The 15,858-nt window shown below is 68.3% G+C and carries 12 protein-coding genes; 4 read left to right on the forward strand and 8 right to left on the reverse strand.

The annotated features are described in order from the left end of the window. Window positions 1–13: 13 nt before the first annotated feature. On the forward strand, window positions 14–1,096 hold the full coding sequence (gene wecB / locus KA712_11915) for a UDP-N-acetylglucosamine 2-epimerase (non-hydrolyzing) (GenBank protein MCG5053659.1): 1,083 nt from the start codon (window positions 14–16) through the stop codon (window positions 1,094–1,096). Between the two features lie 3 nt (window positions 1,097–1,099). Here wecB and KA712_11920 read toward each other — a convergent pair whose 3' ends face one another. Both KA712_11920 and KA712_11925 read right to left on the reverse strand, forming a co-directional pair. Continuing rightward, window positions 1,100–1,630: a hypothetical protein gene (locus KA712_11920; protein ID MCG5053660.1), complete on the reverse strand. Its 531-nt coding sequence runs from the start codon at window positions 1,628–1,630 to the stop codon at window positions 1,100–1,102. A gap of 124 nt (window positions 1,631–1,754) precedes the next feature. Beyond that, window positions 1,755–3,431 carry a DUF1592 domain-containing protein gene (locus KA712_11925; GenBank protein ID MCG5053661.1) on the reverse strand — a complete coding sequence of 559 codons (1,677 nt, stop codon included), beginning with the start codon at window positions 3,429–3,431 and terminating at the stop codon, window positions 1,755–1,757. A gap of 176 nt (window positions 3,432–3,607) precedes the next feature. Here KA712_11925 and KA712_11930 point away from each other — a divergent pair, with 176 nt between their 5' ends. Further along, window positions 3,608–4,762: a class I SAM-dependent methyltransferase gene (locus tag KA712_11930; protein ID MCG5053662.1), complete on the forward strand. Its 1,155-nt coding sequence runs from the start codon at window positions 3,608–3,610 to the stop codon at window positions 4,760–4,762. Here KA712_11930 and KA712_11935 read toward each other — a convergent pair. The 3 genes from KA712_11935 to KA712_11945 form a co-directional block, all read right to left on the reverse strand. Further along, complete coding sequence (locus tag KA712_11935) at window positions 4,759–6,180, reverse strand: DUF1552 domain-containing protein (GenBank protein MCG5053663.1); 1,422 nt, start codon at window positions 6,178–6,180, stop codon at window positions 4,759–4,761. The genes KA712_11930 and KA712_11935 overlap by 4 nt on opposite strands. A gap of 178 nt (window positions 6,181–6,358) precedes the next feature. Further along, window positions 6,359–7,693 carry a hypothetical protein gene (locus KA712_11940; GenBank protein MCG5053664.1) on the reverse strand — a complete coding sequence of 445 codons (1,335 nt, stop codon included), beginning with the start codon at window positions 7,691–7,693 and terminating at the stop codon, window positions 6,359–6,361. A 152-nt stretch (window positions 7,694–7,845) separates the two neighbouring features. Continuing rightward, window positions 7,846–8,949: a hypothetical protein gene (locus KA712_11945; protein MCG5053665.1), complete on the reverse strand. Its 1,104-nt coding sequence runs from the start codon at window positions 8,947–8,949 to the stop codon at window positions 7,846–7,848. Between the two features lie 38 nt (window positions 8,950–8,987). On the opposite strand from KA712_11945, the gene KA712_11950 reads away from it, so the two are divergent. Continuing rightward, entirely contained in the window at window positions 8,988–10,535 is a 1,548-nt protein-coding gene (locus tag KA712_11950) for a protein kinase (protein MCG5053666.1), read from the forward strand. On the opposite strand, the gene KA712_11955 is transcribed toward KA712_11950, so the two are convergent. Continuing rightward, on the reverse strand, window positions 10,536–11,837 hold the full coding sequence (locus tag KA712_11955) for a sigma 54-interacting transcriptional regulator (protein MCG5053667.1): 1,302 nt from the start codon (window positions 11,835–11,837) through the stop codon (window positions 10,536–10,538). Between the two features lie 171 nt (window positions 11,838–12,008). Continuing rightward, the gene (locus tag KA712_11960; GenBank protein MCG5053668.1) at window positions 12,009–13,742 is read right to left on the reverse strand and encodes a DUF1588 domain-containing protein; all 1,734 of its coding nucleotides are present in this window, start codon (window positions 13,740–13,742) and stop codon (window positions 12,009–12,011) included. A gap of 170 nt (window positions 13,743–13,912) precedes the next feature. On the opposite strand from KA712_11960, the gene KA712_11965 reads away from it, so the two are divergent. Continuing rightward, window positions 13,913–14,503, forward strand: a complete 591-nt coding sequence (locus KA712_11965) for a hypothetical protein (protein MCG5053669.1) — start codon at window positions 13,913–13,915, stop codon at window positions 14,501–14,503. Here the strand turns inward: KA712_11965 and KA712_11970 are convergent, their stop codons facing one another. After that, window positions 14,504–15,781 carry a DUF1552 domain-containing protein gene (locus KA712_11970; GenBank protein MCG5053670.1) on the reverse strand — a complete coding sequence of 426 codons (1,278 nt, stop codon included), beginning with the start codon at window positions 15,779–15,781 and terminating at the stop codon, window positions 14,504–14,506. Between the last annotated feature and the right edge of the window lie 77 nt (window positions 15,782–15,858).

Genomic DNA, 15,858 nt, shown 5'->3' on the forward strand with positions numbered 1-15,858 from the left:
AAAGTCCCGCGACATGTTCTTCACCATCGTGGGCGCTCGCCCCAACTTCATGAAGGCCGCACCCATCCACGAAGCGTTTCGGGCCGCGGGCATTCCCCACGAGCTGGTGCACACGGGCCAGCACTACGACGAGGCCATGTCGAAGGTGTTCTTCGAGGATCTCGGGATGCCGCGCCCCATCGTGGATCTCGAGGTAGGCAGCGGCTCTCACGCCCAGCAGACCGGCGCCGTGATGGTGGGGCTCGAGACGTTTTTCGGAAAAACGAAGCCTCGGGGCGTGCTGGTTGTGGGGGATGTCAACAGCACCATGGCGGCCTCGATCGTGTGCGCCAAGATGGGCATCTTCGTGGCGCATGTCGAGGCGGGCCTGCGCTCGGGCGACTGGCGCATGCCCGAGGAGGTCAACCGCGTGGTCACCGACTCGGTCTGCGATCTTCTGCTCACGCCCAGCCCCGAAGCCGACGAGAACCTGCTCCGCGAGGGATGTGACGCTGCTTCCATCGTGCGCGTGGGCAACGTGATGATCGACACCCTCATGGCCCACCTGCCACGGGCCCAGGCTTTGGACGTGCCGGCCCGCTTCGGCGTTTCGCCCGGCCAGTACGCCGTGCTGACCCTGCACCGCCCCTCGAACGTGGACGATCCCGCCGTGCTGGGCGGCATCCTGGGCGCGGTGGCCCAGATCGCCGCCCGCTTGCCGGTGGTGTTCCCCGTACATCCGCGGACGCGCAAACAGGCGGCGGCAAGTGGCCTGGCGGACGTGATGGAGAAGACGCCCGGCCTCGTGCTGTGCGATCCTCTGGGGTACCTCGAGTTCCTCAGCCTCTCGAGCCGTGCGCGGCTGGCGCTCACGGATTCGGGGGGGCTTCAGGAGGAGACCACGGCGCTCGGCATTCCCTGCCTTACGCTGCGCGAGAACACCGAGCGCCCCGTCACCCTCACCGAGGGAACCAACACCCTGGTGGGCACCAACCCCGACGCCATCGTGCGGGAAGCCATCGCAGCCCTCGAGGGCAAAAAGGCCGGGCGCGTGCCCGCGCTCTGGGATGGGCACACCGCCCCACGCATCGTGGACGCCATTCGCCCCTTCGCCTGACGTTCACGAAGCGGGGATCGGCAGCTTCAGCGCGATGCCGAACGTCACGGTGAAGCCCGCGCCCGACACGGCCTGGGCCCTCACGAACGGCACCAGCGGCGAGCCCAGCGGCAGCTTGCGACGCCGGGCCAACGCATAGTTGAGCCAGAAGGTACCCTGGGCCCCGTAGCGGGGCTCCTGACCGTTGACGTCGATCACCAGCCCCGGGTTCAGGCCCAGGACGAGGTTGTGCGTTTTGCCCCCCAGGACGAGGGCGGGCTGCAGCTCCCCGTACATGCGGCCGTTCGTGCTGGCACCGAAGGCCGCGCCGTAGCCCCAGCCCCCCACGTATTGCGCCAGCGCCACTTCAGCGCCAAAACGCCACGCCCCGTCCAAGCCCAGCTCGAGCGTCGGGCCCGGCGTGTAGACCGCCACGGGTCGCCGCTCGCTGCCCACGTCGGCGGCGCCGCGCCCGATCCCGGCACCCGCGGCGAGGGCCCCACAGACCGCCCCCACGAACACGCGCCGGGCCGGAGTGTGTGTGCGCAAAAACATGGCCCCTACCGTTCATGATAGGGGCGCTTTCCCGGTTCGACCAAGTTTCGGGGGAAAAACCTGTCCTCCTTCGCACCCGCGCTTCCCACCCGCGCCCCCAGCGCCGGGCGCGCGCAGGGGAGGCTCAGGGGCGAAGGATCTGCCGGAAGCCTTCGGCGCGAACGGTGGCCAGGACCAGCGATTCGTAGGTATTCGCGCTCGTCACGGCCTCCGTCAGAGCGGCCAGCGTCTTCTCGTCGGCCGTCTCGTCTTCGGCTCGACCGAAGGCGTAGCGGAACCACTGCCGGGCCACACAGGCCTTCACGTCGTTGCTCGCCGCCAGGCGTTGGCCAAGCTCGGTGAGGCCATCGAAGGTGCCCACGTCGGTGTCACTGGCGTCTCCGGTCGCGTCGATCGGTTTGCCGTTTTCCATGCTGCGGGGATGCCCGATGGCATCGTAGCCCTCGAAGGCAAAGCCGATGGGATCCATGGGCTTGTGGCATCCGGAGCACTTGACGTTGTCGATGTGCTGGGCGTAGTGCTCGCGGGTGGTTTGGTTCGGCGGGGCCGGGCCGATCATCACGTTCACGTCGGGCGGAGCCTTGGGCAACACGCCGCACAGGAACTGCTCGCGGACGAACTTGCCGCGGAAGGTCGGTGATGTAGAGGCAAACCCCGCGTGGCTGAGCAGCATGCCGCCCTGGGTGAGAAAGCCTGCGCGACGGCTCGCGTCCGAGAGCTGCACCTTCGTCATGGTCGCCGAACCGGGCGGATCGATGCCGTAGTAGGGCGCCAGATCGTCGTTCACGAACACGGAGGCAGACGTGAAGAGATCACCGATTTTGCCCTTCGCCGCGATGTCAGCGGCCATCGCAAAGGCGCTTTGCCGGAGCAAAGACGCGTACTCGTTGTTCCAGGCGGGGAACTTGTTCGGATCCTTGGCCGCCAGGCCGATCGGATCGAGCTGCAACCACTGGCGGTTGAAGGTCTCGAAGGTGCGACGGGAACGCGCGTCGGCCAGCAGGCGCTTGGCCGCCGCTTCGATCTGCGCCGCTGTCTTGAGCGCGTCCTTGTCCGCCTCGGCAAAAAGGGCCTCGTCCGGCAGCGTATTCCACAGCAGGTACGAAAGACGCGAGGCCATCTCGAACGACGTGGCCTGCGTGGCCGCCGCCGTGGCTCCCCCCTGCCCCTTCTCGATGCGGTAGAAGAACGGAACGCTGATGAACAGCGCCTGAGCGGCAAGGCCAATGCCGTCCTCGAAGCCGTCGCCTTTCGCGAACACCTTTTCGAGGCGCGCCACCTCGGCTGCCTCCAAAGGCCGACGCCAGGCCCGCTTGCCCAGGTTTTCGATGAAGGTGCGCGCACAGGCTGCGTCCGCGTTCGGCGCCGCACAGGGTGCGAAGCTCTTGGCCTTCTTGACCGCCGCCGACGCCAGTTCACGGGCCGCGCTCGCGGCTTGTTCAGCCAAAAGGTGGGGGAACGACAGCGCCTTGGCGTTGTTGTCGAATCCGAATACGGTTTCCTCGGCAGGAAACGCCCGCGCGGGCAAAGACTCGAGCTGGAGTAGGTCCCGCACGGTGTTGTTGTACTCCGTGCGGTTGAGGCGCCGCATGATGGTGCCTTCGGTGTCGCCCGAACAGACAGCCCCCGGGGCGCAGCCCGACGTGTCCGTTCCGCCTTGACCACCGCCAGAGCCCGGCGCGCTTCCCCCCGCCTTGCCTCCGCTTTGGGCTCCCGAGCCGCCGCTGCCGCTCGACCCTTCCGCGTCTCCGGACCCCGCGGTGCCCACGCACCCACCCGTGAGCGCGAGAGCCCCCAGCACGAACCCCGCTCCGCGAAGCCGGGAGCCACGAAGGCGAGAACCAAAAAATGTAGTGAACGTCGTCATCGTTTTTCGTCTCCTGCTCGGAACGGCATCGAGCGCAGCCATTGCGAGAATCGAAAGCAGCAAAGTCCGGGTCGTCGGCGCCACGGGCTCGTGGTATCCCCCTCGGGCTCATGCGACGCCCACCCAAGCCCCGCGTGGGGGCGAAAAAGCGCGCCTCGTCCCCGCCCGAGGCGGGCGTCGGGCAAGACATCGCGCGCTGGTCTTCGCAGCGCGAGGGCTTCGAGGCCCTGCACGAACGCATCGTCCGTGACGTCGTTTGCGATGCGCTCACCGCGCCCGAAGGGCCCGTGCTCGAAGTGGGCGCCGGCGCAGGCCAATTGCGCGCGTGGCTGCCCACACCCTTGCACGCCCGGCTCGTTCACCTCGACCGCAACCGCGGCTACCTGCGTGTGTTGCAGGGCAGGGCGCAAGCCCACGCGGTGCTGCAGGCGAACGCACAGGCTCTGCCCTTTCAGGACGGCGCGCTCGTCGCGGCCCTTGGCCTCTGCGCGCTCGACGTCCTGCCCGATTTGCCGGCGTTCGCCCACGAGCTGCACCGGGTGCTGAGGCCTCGGGCCCGCCTGGTTCATTTCCTCGACCTGGCCACCAACCTCGAACCCGTGCTGGCCGACGCCATCGCCTCGCACGCGGTGGCCCTGCCGAACTTTCTGGCGGCCCGTCCGGATCTGGTGCCGCCCGCACTGCACAGCGCGCTCGGCCCGGAGGTCGACCTGCTGTTGCTGCCTCACACCCGCTACGCCGAGTGCGTACGCCGATTGGCGGCTCTTGCGCATCCTTTGGCGGGCACGCTCGCCGCCTGGGGCCAGGCCTTTTTGCCAGGCAGCACGGCGAAAGACGCGGCCCGTGTCTTCGTGCAGAGCCTGCAGACCATCGGCCAGCGCCAGGAATTCGTCGCGCTGTGGCTGAGGCTCTTTTTGCTGTCCCAGCAAAACACGCCCGCCCTCGCCCCCCTGCCCTTCGCGCCCTTGTCCTCCACCGCTCACTTCCGGCGCCGCCTGAAAGCCGCGCTGGAAACGGCCGGCTTCGAGACCCTGCGCGACGAGGTCGTGGTGACCACGGAGCGCCGGCCGAACGGCGGACAGACCCCGCCCGGTTTGCGTACCCTGCGCGCGCTCGTGGGCCAGGTCACGCCCCTGACCTACGACGAGCCTCACCCACCGGGCACGTCCCCCCTGGCCGGCGACGCCACGCGCCTCCAGGCTCCGGACGACGCGCACCATCTGGTCGTCTGTGGTGTCCATGTGTTCGTGGCCGAGCGGGTCTAGCGCAGAAGCTCCGCGAGCACGCCCTTGCTCTTGTTCGCATCGCCGAAGCTTTCGAGCTGTACGCCCATCGCGCGGGCCAACGTCAGGTGCAGGTCGTTGAAGGCGCGCGTCGAGTTGCCTCCGTTTTTGTCGTGCTCGTAGCGCACGTGGCGCCCCGTCTTGAGCACACCTCCTCCGTTGCCTGCGATGAGAATGGGACAGTTACGGCTCTTGTGGGCGCCCCCGTGGTTCATCGACGTGAGGAAAACCAGCACCGTATCGTCGAAGGCCCCGAGCCCCTTGAGCCGCTCGATGAGGTAATTGAACTGCGACAGGCTCCACTCGGCCACGGCACGCCAGCCTTTGGCATTGTCGAGCTGTGCGGGCCACTGGGCGGGGTTGTCATTCTCGAAGTGCGAGGCATCGTGCCACCGCCAGTCCGGCAGGCCCAACCACGGAAAGGTCCCGTTGTTGGCTTCCGCTCCGTACTGGAACGTGGCCACGCGGGTCATGTCGCAGGCCAGGGCCATGGCGAGCATGTCGAGCTGCATCTTCATCACGGTGGGCACGTCGGCGATGGCGCGCAGCTCGTCCTCCTCGAAGAGAACCTCCCCCGTGGTAGGGCTCGTCATGTTGGGTTTGGCGGGGGGCTGGCAGCCCATCTGGGGCGCGGCATCGAGACGCCGCTCCACCTCTCGAAAGGCATCCAGGTACTGATCCACCTTGTCTTTGTCTGCCTTGCCCAGCTCAGCCTTGAGCGCGTCCGCTTGCTCGAGGGCGGCGTCGAGCACGGACTGGTTGCGCTCACGCAGCCGCCGCGCCTCGTCCGGATTGCCCGAGGCATCGGCGAACAAGCGCTCCCACAGACGTTGGGGGTTGTCCGTGGCCGGGGCCGCCTGAGTTTTCGAGAGCCACGACGCCGCCGACTTGTTGTCAGACCCGGCGTTCATCACACCCACTTGCAGTGAACGGAACTTGGTCTCGGCGCCCACCTGCTTGGCGATGAGCTGGTCGATCGAGATCATGTTGGCCGGTGAGTTCGCCAGCGTGTTCGTGCCCGTGAGCGTGGTGCTGTAGGCGTCGTGGTTGCTTGCCGAATTGTCGAGCCCTTCGACGAAGATCAAATCGTCACGATGAGGCTGCATGAAGCTCAGCATCTCGGGCAGCGCAAAACTGGGGTTGTCCAGCGCACCCTGCCCACTGAAGCGCGTCTCGGAGATGGGGTCGGTCTTCCAGTCGTAGGGCTTGGCCCCGGGGGACGCGGGCCAGAACACGTCCGCGTAAATGGATAACGGCTGCACCCACGCCACCAGGCGCTTGGCTTTCCCCTGGGCTTTGGCCGGCCGCACAGGACGCATGGCATCCAGCAGGGGAAGCGCCAGGGAGATCCCGGCTCCGGCGCGCAGGATCGAACGTCGTGACATCGGCTTGCGCTGCATCTCGATGGAACTCCTTGCGAGAAAATCGGGGCGAGACCTGTCTCGGCCGGTAGGTTCGTAAGAAGCAAAAACGGGACCAGTCAGCGGCCACGAAAAATCAGGTAGTTACGCCACCGCGCCCGGGTCGCCTGTTGGGTGCAGACGACAGGGCCCCGTGGGGCCGCCTCAACAGCCCCGCTCAGGGTTTCGTTTGTACGGGGCCTGCCGCTACCGTGGCCACGGGGTCCACCATGTTCTCGTACACGGCCTTCATGAAAGCGTCGCTGCGCAGCGTCCGCTCGAGCCGCACCTCGTCGATGCCCCCGTCGAAGTGGCCATAACTGCCGCCTGAGCTGGCACCGATGTGCAGGGACTTTGCCTCGTGGTCGGACGAAAAGACCGTGGCTTCCAGGTCACCCATGTCGATCCAGTCGCTTACCGGCAGGCCGTCGATGAAAAGGCGGCCCCGCTTCGTTGCCAAATTCACGATGCCCGCCACGTGGGTCCACGTCTCCTTGGGCACCTTTTGCGCCGAGCCGGCGGTTTCCTCGTCACCCTGCGGCCGCGCCCCCACCACCACCTGCCCCCCACCCTCGCCGGGCCGGTCGAGCCCCAGACCCAAAAACGCCGCTGCATGATTCAAATTGCTGTCGGACTTGGGCGTTCCCACGGACAGGATTTGGCGTGCGAAGGGCTTGTCGCCCAGCTGAGAAAACGCGGAGGGCCGCACCCAGGCCGACACCGTGAACGCCGTGGCCCCGGGCAAAAGCTTACGGTTCACGCCGTCTTCACGGGAGATGCCCAAATTGGTGCCCTGGGCGGATTGTCCCACGTACCCGCGGCCGATACGCCCCGCGCCGAAGGGGGTGCCCTCGGCTTGTGTGTCGAACGCAGCCGCACTCGATTCCTTGCCGCTGTCCTGCAGGTGCCACACCACCATGTCTTCGCCCCATACCGCGCGGGCATGTCCGGCTGGCAGGTTCTCCGCGCCGTCCTTGCCGAAGTACAGCCAGAAAGGCTCCTCGGGCCGAGGCACCCGGACCCAGACGAGGGCGTGCGGGCCCGCCACGGCGTCGAACTCGTGCGGCAAGAGCGTGCCCGCCGCCGAAACGAAGCGCACGGCCTGAGCCGAAGGGGCGTCTTCCGCAGGCACGGCCACCAGCAACGGAAGGTCCGAAAGCCCCTCCTTGCCTTCCAGGTTCACCTGGTAGGCGCGCCGTTTGGGCCATGACCCCTCCCACCCGCTGCCCGGGCTCCCGCCCCCGGTCGACGCCCCTCCCGCCCCCGGAGCGCCCGCGGCGCCGCCAGCGCCACCCGACCGTGCCCCCCCGGCTCCGGCGCCCGCCGCCCCCGCAGCTTTGCCGCCCGTGCCCCCGCCGCCCCCGGCCCCGCCCTGCCGGGCTTCGCCCCCGGCCCCACCCGCAGACGCGCCGCCCTCACCGGTCGCGTCGTCGTCAGGCGTCGAGCCACCGGAACAGGCCCCAAGGCCAAAACAAACGACGACCGTGGAAACCAAACCTGAAATCCGTGGCATGCAAACTCCTCGAGACTGAAGGATTAATAATGTGCAAAAGCCGGGCCCGGCTCTCCCGCCCCCCCAGGCCCGCGTTCGACTTCTTTTTGCGGGGTGCGCCCCAACATCAGGCTTGCCTGTTGACCCTTCCCAACAGGGCGGCGCCTGCGCCCTCACGGAGGATCGCGCCGAAATACCAGGTCGTAGCGTGGCCCCTCATCCCGGGTGAGCAGCAAGGCTGCCGTGGTGGCCCCCGCCACCACGAGAGCCGCCGCCGCCCAGGCCCACGGTCTACGCCACAGGGGCGGCGGGGCCCGAGACCTGTCCCACGCGCTCAGAGCTTCATCGGTCGCGCGGCTCGCCTCGGCCGCCCGGGCGGCCGCCACGATGACCCCGGTACGGGCATCGAAGAGCGCCGCCTCAGCGGCCCGGGGCTCTGCCGCAACGCCCAGAGCCAGAGGCAGGCCCGTGGCCAGCGTGACCGCCTTGAGCAGGGCCTCGTCGGTCGGCGCCTTGCCGCCTGCGAGCGCCCGGGCCACCTGCGTGCCCGCTTCCTCGGACGTGGCCCAATCCAGCGTCAGCGTCACAGCCGTGGGGGCGTCGACCGCCACGGGCACCACCATGCCCCGGCGGCCAAGCGCGCGGGCGACCACCACGTGCTCGCCCGGCTTCACCAGCGCCACGCACGGGCGGGAAGGACAAGCGAGCCTGCGACCGTTGATCTCCAGGCTCGCCCCCTCGGGATTCGTCGTGACCGTGAGGGGGAACTCGGGCAAAGCGGCCGTGGCCTTCAGCGCCGCCGCCATCAAGGGCCGGAAGTCGGGACGCACGGCCTCCTGGGGCGCGGGCAGGCCCGTCGCGAAGAGGTCCCTCAAGAGCTGCCGGGCACGCGCCTCGTCGCCGATGGCATGGAGGCACGCCGCCGACAAGAGCCCCGCGCGCGCAGCCTGGTCGCGGGCCCCCGCGGCCAGCAGGCGGTCTCGGCGCAGGGCCGAGTCTTGCGCGATCGCCAGACATCGGAGGAAGTCGGCCTCGAGGTAGGCTGCACGAAGCTCATCCACGGGCGCAGCGACAGATGCAAGGCCTGCCGGCACCGCGGGTTCGTAGGCCTCGAAGGGCAGCGGGCGCGTACGCAGCACCGACAGAGCCGCCGCCCGCGTCGGGGCGTCCGGAGCCACCAACACCCCGCGCGCCTCCCCGGGCTGCGCCTCGGCCACACCCACGTCCCGCCAAGGGGCCCCTACCCCAGCCCAGGTGCCGAGGAGCAGCGCAGTCAACCATTTCGCAACACCTCGGCTTCGACTAGGCTCGACACGTGTCCGCTCTTCCCGCTGCCCGCTACCGACTGGTCCGGACCATTGCGTCCGGAGGTATGGCGCAGGTGTACGACGCATGGCTTGTGGGCGAAAAGGGGTTCGAGCGGCGGGTGGCGATCAAGCGGGTGTTGCCCGAGCTGCTCGATGATACCGCAGTTCGGCGCATGTTCTTGGACGAAGCCCGCATCGTGAGCCGGCTTCATCACGGCAACATCGTTCAGGTCATCGACTACGGCACCATCGACGGTACCGAATTCCTGGCGATGGAGTACGTGGACGGCATGGACGCGCGCAAGGCCGTGCGCGTGGCAAGTTCCCTCGGCACGCCCATGCCCGTCGGCGTTGCGGCTTACGTCGTGGCTCAGGTGGCGCACGCGCTCGACTACGCGCACGAGCTGCGCGACGATCGGGGCGTGCAGCTTGGCATCGTCCATCGCGACGTGACCCCTCAAAACGTGCTCTTGTCGTGGACGGGCGACGTGAAGCTGTCCGACTTCGGCATCGCGCTCGCCGAGGGGCGGGACGAGCGCACAGCCACAGGCATCGTGAAGGGCAAGGTGGGCTTCATCGCGCCCGAGCAGCTTGCCGGCGACGACGTCACCGGGGCGGCGGACGTCTTCGCCCTGGGTGCCACGCTCCATGCGCTGCTCACCGGTCAATCTCCCTGGTCCGACGCTCTGCCGGGGCGGGGCGCTGACCTGCGCGTGGATACCGAGCTTCCCGGCCCCGTGGCGTCGCTCGTTCACGCATGCATGGCCCTCGAGCCTGCGAACCGCCCCACGGCCCGACATGTCAGCGAGAAGGCCTCGGCCATCGCCGCCAGCGGCCTTGCCGGGGATGGGCGCAGCGCCCTGCGCGACTGGCTCGCCCCCCTGGCCCGCGAGACCACCCAGCCCCATCACGTGCTCGACGATTTGATGCGGCTCGCCCTCGTTCCCGTATCGCCCGCGAACCCCCGCACGCTGAGGGTGCAGATGCTCGATGCGTCGGCGCCCTTGCCCCCGACGCCGGTGCCTGCGCCGCCGCGGCCGCGCCGCCGCGCCCTGGCGGGGGTGGCGGCGTCCGCCGCGCTGCTGTTGGCCGGCGGAACGTGGGCCTACCGCGAGCGCACCGCCGCCTCGCCCCCGCCCGGTGCCCCTGCACAAGCCACGGCCGTCAACGAAGCGCGGGGAGCCGCCGAGCCCCCCCCGGAAGAGTCAGCCCCGCAGCCGCCTCCTTCTGCGGCGGCCGAACCGGCCGCGGTGGCGCCCTCTGCAGCGGGACGATCCGGCGGAAGACCCCGCGCCCGTCCTGTCGCCCGCAACCGCCCCCCGGCCGCCCCGGCCGCGGGTGTGGGCTGGCTCCGCGTGGGGGGCGCCCAGCTGCTGGGGGCCCGCGTGAGCCTCGATGGCAAACCCGTTGGCCTGGCGCCGCTCGAGCAGGTGGTGCCCGCCGGCAAACACCGGCTGCTCGTCACCGAGCCCTCGTCCGGGCGGCCCCTGGTGGACACAGCGATCGAGATCGCCCCCTCCCACTCCCGCCAGCAGCCGCTCCAGGTGATGCGCTAGTCAGCGCAGGCCGTGGCGGCGCAAAAGCGAGAGCAAGTAGGGACGATCCATCCGGGCCTGCCGGGCCGCTTCGGACGCGTTGTTGTCGAAGCGAGCCATCAAGTCGCGCAGATAGACCTGCTCGAAGCGCGTGAGCGCAAGGGCGCGTGCGTCTCGGTAAGATTGCAGCTGCTCGGCGCCCGGCTCCAGGTTGCCTTCGGCGCCGCCCTCGAGCTTCAGCTGCCCCATCGTGAGCGCGGCCTCCACCACGTTGCGCAGCTCGCGGATGTTGCCGCTCCAGCTCTGCGTACGCAGGAGCGCCAGAGCCTCCGCAGAGAACAACGCCGTGTGAGGCTGCCCCGAAAGATGCTCGGCGAAGTGGGACACCAACGCGTCGATGTCCTGCGTGCGCTCGCGCAGGGGGGGCAAGAGCACCTTGGTGATGGCCAGGCGAAAGTACAGATCGGCCCGGAAGGCACCCTTGTTCACCTCGGCGCGCAGATCCCGGTTCGTTGCGGCGATCACCCGCGCCTTGACGTCGAGTTCCCGCTCACCGCCGATGCGGCGGAACTCACGACGCTCGAGCACGCCCAGCAGCATGCTTTGCACCTGGAGCGGCAGCTCCCCGAGCTCGTCGAGAAAAATGGTGCCCGTGCCCGCCCGCTCGAACGCCCCTTGGTGCCGGCGATCGGCCCCGGTGAAAGCCCCCCGCTCGTGGCCAAACAGCTCCGACGCGATCAACGTGGCGGGCATCGAACCGCAATCCACCACCACGAAGGGATGCCCCGCGCGATCCGACAAATCGTGAATCGCCCGCGCCACGAGCTCCTTGCCCGTGCCGGTCTCGCCCTGGATCAAGACCGAAGACGAAGCGCCTGCCAGCTTGTAGACCGTGCGGCGCACCTGCCGGATCGCGGGGCTATCGCCCACGATCGAAGGGATCTCCACCACGTCGTCGTCTTGCGGTGCCTCGCGGCTCTCGGCGTCCTCGAGCCGCAGCATCGTGTTGCCGAGCCGCACGGTGCTTCCCAGCGGCGCGATCACGTCGTTGACCCCCAGCGATCCCAGCTGCGTGCCGTTCAGGCTGCCGAGATCGCGAATCCGCAGGCCGCCGATCGCACGGGTGAGCTCGACGTGATAGCGGCTCACCGTTTGGTCGGCGAGCACCACGTGGTTATCCGGAGCGCTACCCACCGACACGGGCCGATCGGCGTCCACCTCGAACGTGCGCCCCTTGCCTTCCCCCTCGACGACCGAGACCCGCAGGCGATCCACCAGCAGAACTTCATTGAGCCCGATCCTCCGGGTCGCGTCGGATTTCACCCGATCCATGTTAGACCGGAAGACCCTGAACCGCTAAGGGTGCCGCAGGGCCACGGGCCCTCGAGCGCCTGCGCCGTGTAGGAAGTTCGGGGTCCAGGGCCCACGTTGCGGCCCCCACGTCCTGCCGGAGGACGCGATGCGCCTCAACTTGATGCGAAGCCACGGGGTCGTTTACTCGAACACCGCCGCCCGTTGCGAAAACGCGGGGCTGGTGACCAGGTCCAGAAGGAGGGTGCGCAGGTTGCCCTGGGCGTCCGCGAAGCCCTTGGCGAACTTGTCGAGCTGGCAGGCGTCGATGCTCTTTTCGACCCGCCCGAACGCAAACCGGAAGCCGTGCTTGACGATGCACGCGTGAACCTGCGGGGAAGCCGCCAGGTGCTTGGCCAGCGCGACCGCGCCGTCGAAGCTCCCGTTGCTGGCTTCCGAGTTCACGATCTCGCCCCGGGCGTCGATCGGCTTGCCGTTATCGGTCTCGCGGAACTTGCCCACGCCGTCGAAGCGTTCGAAGGCGAAGCCGATCTTGTCCATCTGGTCGTGGCAACCGGAGCAGTTGGGATCTTGGGCGTGCTGAACGAGCTTTTCCCGCAAGGTCAGGTCTCCGCCCGGGGGCGGGGGCACGGCTTTGATCGTGGGGGGCGGATCGGGCACGCTCTCGCACAACAACATCTCCCGCACGAAACGGCCCCGCTTGACGAGGTCGTTCTGTCCAGCGTGGGCCAGGAGCGACAGCCAGCCGCCCTTACCCAGGATGCCTGAACGAGGTTCGCTGCCATAGTCGATCTTCGCGAAGCTGTCGCCAAGGCTGTTGGCTCCGGAAAGTCCGTAGAACGTCGCCAGCCGTTTGTTGGCCATCGTGTAGGGGGCCGTGAGCAGGGTGTCGAGCCGCCCATCGTCTTGCCACAGCACGTGGTCGATGAACGCTTCGGCCTCGGTGCGTGTGTCGGCCGCGATCTGCGAGCTCCACCCTTCGAACACGTCGTCCTTGACCACGGAACCCATGGACTCCGTGCGGAACAGCTCGCGGAACAGGCGGCGCGCGCCCGCGGCATTCTGGGCGCCCCCCAGCAGGCGCTCGGCCTGTTGCCGCATGCCCGCGGCGCTGTCGAGCTTGCCGGACGACGCCGCTTCCATCAGCTCGGCGTCGGGCGGACCATCGGTGAGGGTGAAGGACAGGACAGAGGCCTTTTCGTACCCGTCGAGCTCGGCCACGCCCTCCTTCACCGTGCCCACCTCGCTGCGGAACATGAAGCGCGGTGAGAGCAACACGCGGCGAAGCAGCAAGGCCAAAGCTTTTTCGTCGCCGTGCGCGGTCTTCTGCGCCGAGGCGAACGCAACCAGATCGTCGACCTCGGACGCTTCCACGGGACCCCGGTAGGCGAGCTTGGTAAAGCGCTCGACGAAGCTGCGCACGCACGCCGTGGCAAGCCCGTCCTTCAGGCAGGGCGCGAGCGCCGCCGGGTCGGCCGCCGCCGCATCGGCCACCACGGCCATGCTGGTGACCTGCTTCTGCACGTCGCTCACGGTCAGCATGAGCCGGTCGCTGTCGTTCGAGAACCCGTTTTCGCCCCGCCCGGGACGGGGCAGGTCGAGCGCTGCCTTCACCTTCGGAAACAGAACCGCCAGCGCGTTTTCAACCTGTTGCGCCGTGAGCTGGCGCAAGCGGCGGGATGGCAATGCGCAGCCCTGGGCATCCACGGGACGGTTCCCAGCGCCGGTCATACCAGCCCCGCCCGTGCCCGCACGGCCCCCTTGCCCGCCGGCCCCCGGCCCCGTTCCCGGTTCGTCCGTGCCCGTATCGCCGTTGGGCTGGCTGCTGATGTTGCCGCTGCAGGCGAAAAGCGCCCCCGCCATCGCCGGGGCAAGCCAGAACGTTCTTGGGTGTCGAGCCGCTGGGTGAAGAGCCATGGAACTCCTTTGCTCCGGAGTCCTACGATGCAGCTTCCGTACCATCGGCGTCACACGCTCCGCGCCTTGGATCTGGGGCCCCTCGGTCGCCGCGCCGTTGGCCCAGGCCAACACCCGGATGGACCGTGCCAACAGGACGGCAGCACGCGTGGCGGTGTATGATCGGGATCGTGAGCACCGCTCTACCCTGTCCACCCGCGCGGGCGCGCCGGCTCCGCAAGCTGTGGCAGGTCGCCTGGAGCGCCGCCGCCCTGCTGACGGCCTGCGATCGCACCAACGTGCTCGAGACCCGCATGATCCTGGACAACAACGGGACGGCGTGTGCCGCCGAAGCCGACGGAGAGGCCCTGCCCATGGACACGGTCGTCCTACGCCTCGAGGAGGCCCCGGGGCCCAGCTGCGCGAGCTGCCCCGCCGGGGGCTGCACGGTGGCAGACGTGCGCTGCCGCTGCACCCCACCGAAGACGGTCGACCTGGCGACACTCGAGGGCATGGTGGACGGTTTACGCGCCACCAACGTCGACCCCTCGAAGGCCTACTGCATCACCATGGCGGTGCTCCAGGCAGACCACGGAGCGACCAGCACCGGGGACTGCGCGTGCGACCCCGCATGGCTCGAGCCCGCGCGCTTCAGTTCTTGGGGGCGCGCTTGCGGCAAGGGCCGCGGCGGGGTCTCGGCAGTCGACGTACGCGTGTCGGTGGCGTGTCTCGACAACGGCCGAGACCTGCCCATTCACGATTGCCTCGGCAAAAGCGAATGACTACGTCAGCACGCCTGGCAGCGTGGCGCTCTTGAGCTCGGCGCTGCCGAACGAGTTGGCCTGCATGCCCAGCGCCTGCGCGGCCGTCAAGAACACATCCGCCATCGAGCGCTGCTCCTTGGCGAACTTGAGATAGCGGCCAGTCCCCAGCTTCCCCGCCAGCTTGCCAAGCAGCACGGCGTAATACTCGTCCTGTCCGTTGTGGTGGGGGCCCCCCGTCACGCAGAAGTTCATGAGCAGCGTGTGATCGGCCACGCTGCCGCTTCCTTCCGAGAAGGTGCCGAGCCGCTTTCGCACTTCGGCCATGTTCGCGAATTGGTACTGGTAGTAGCGGATGTGATCGGCGCGGCTGCCTTTGCCGTGCCACATCTGGTGCGTGCCGCAGAACTTCGCGTCGCCGCCTTGCGCATCGAGCGGCATGAAATCGAGATCGCCCTCGGAACTGTAGAAAGTGACCACCTGTGTGAGGCCACAGGCCATGGCGTTGATGCCGATGCTGAGCATCGCCTCCACCACAGGTTTTTTCGGGCTTTCCCTGCCCTCGCTGTAGATGTTGGCGGGCGGTGCGGCCGGGGCGCTGCACCCGGTCTGGGCAGTGGCCAGGTCCTTCATCTGCTTCTCGAGATCCCGGATGGACGTGAGGTACTGGTCCAGCTTGGCTTTTTCGGCACCCGCCAGCGACTTGTTCATCTTGTCGATGTCGCCAACCACGGCGTCGAACACGCTCTTGTCTTGCGCAAGCCGCAGCGTCGTTGCCTCTTGGCCCGAGTTGTCGCCCGGCTTGACGTTGCCAAAGATCTGCGCGAACGTCTTGACCGGGTTCAGCATGGGCGGGACGATCGCCTTGGGCCCATCCGCGGTCAACGTGCGCTGGGGATCGCTATCGTCCACTTCGTGGGTGCAGAGGTTCAGCGAAAGGATGGGCGCCTGCGCCCCGATGCCCTTGGCCACCCAGCGGTCGAAGCTGATGGCCGAAGGCACGCTCACCTCACCATCGCCCTGGTCGGGAACACAGGTGGTGGTGGAAAAGCCGTTGCCGTGAAGGTGCTTGTTGTAGGGGTTGTAAAACGACTCCAGGAACAAAACCTCGCTCTTGTAGGGCTCGAGCGCGGGCATGGAAGGACCGAGGTCGAACGCGGCGGGGTTGGCGCCCGGCTTGGGCCAGTAGCCCTCGTGGTCCACGCCGTCGTCCTCGTACGCGGGAGGGAAGCCGCCCCCCGTCATGTAAAGGAAAAGCCGCCGCCGCGTCTGGGGCTGCCCCATCGCTTCGGACAGCATCTGTCGGTGCAAGGGCGAAAGCAGGTAAGCACCTGCGCCAAGACCGAGGGAAGATAGGAACCTGCGTCGTCCGATGA

The sequence above is a fragment of the Myxococcales bacterium genome (assembly GCA_022184915.1).
Taxonomy (GTDB): Bacteria; Myxococcota_A; Polyangia; order Fen-1088; family Fen-1088; genus JAGTJU01.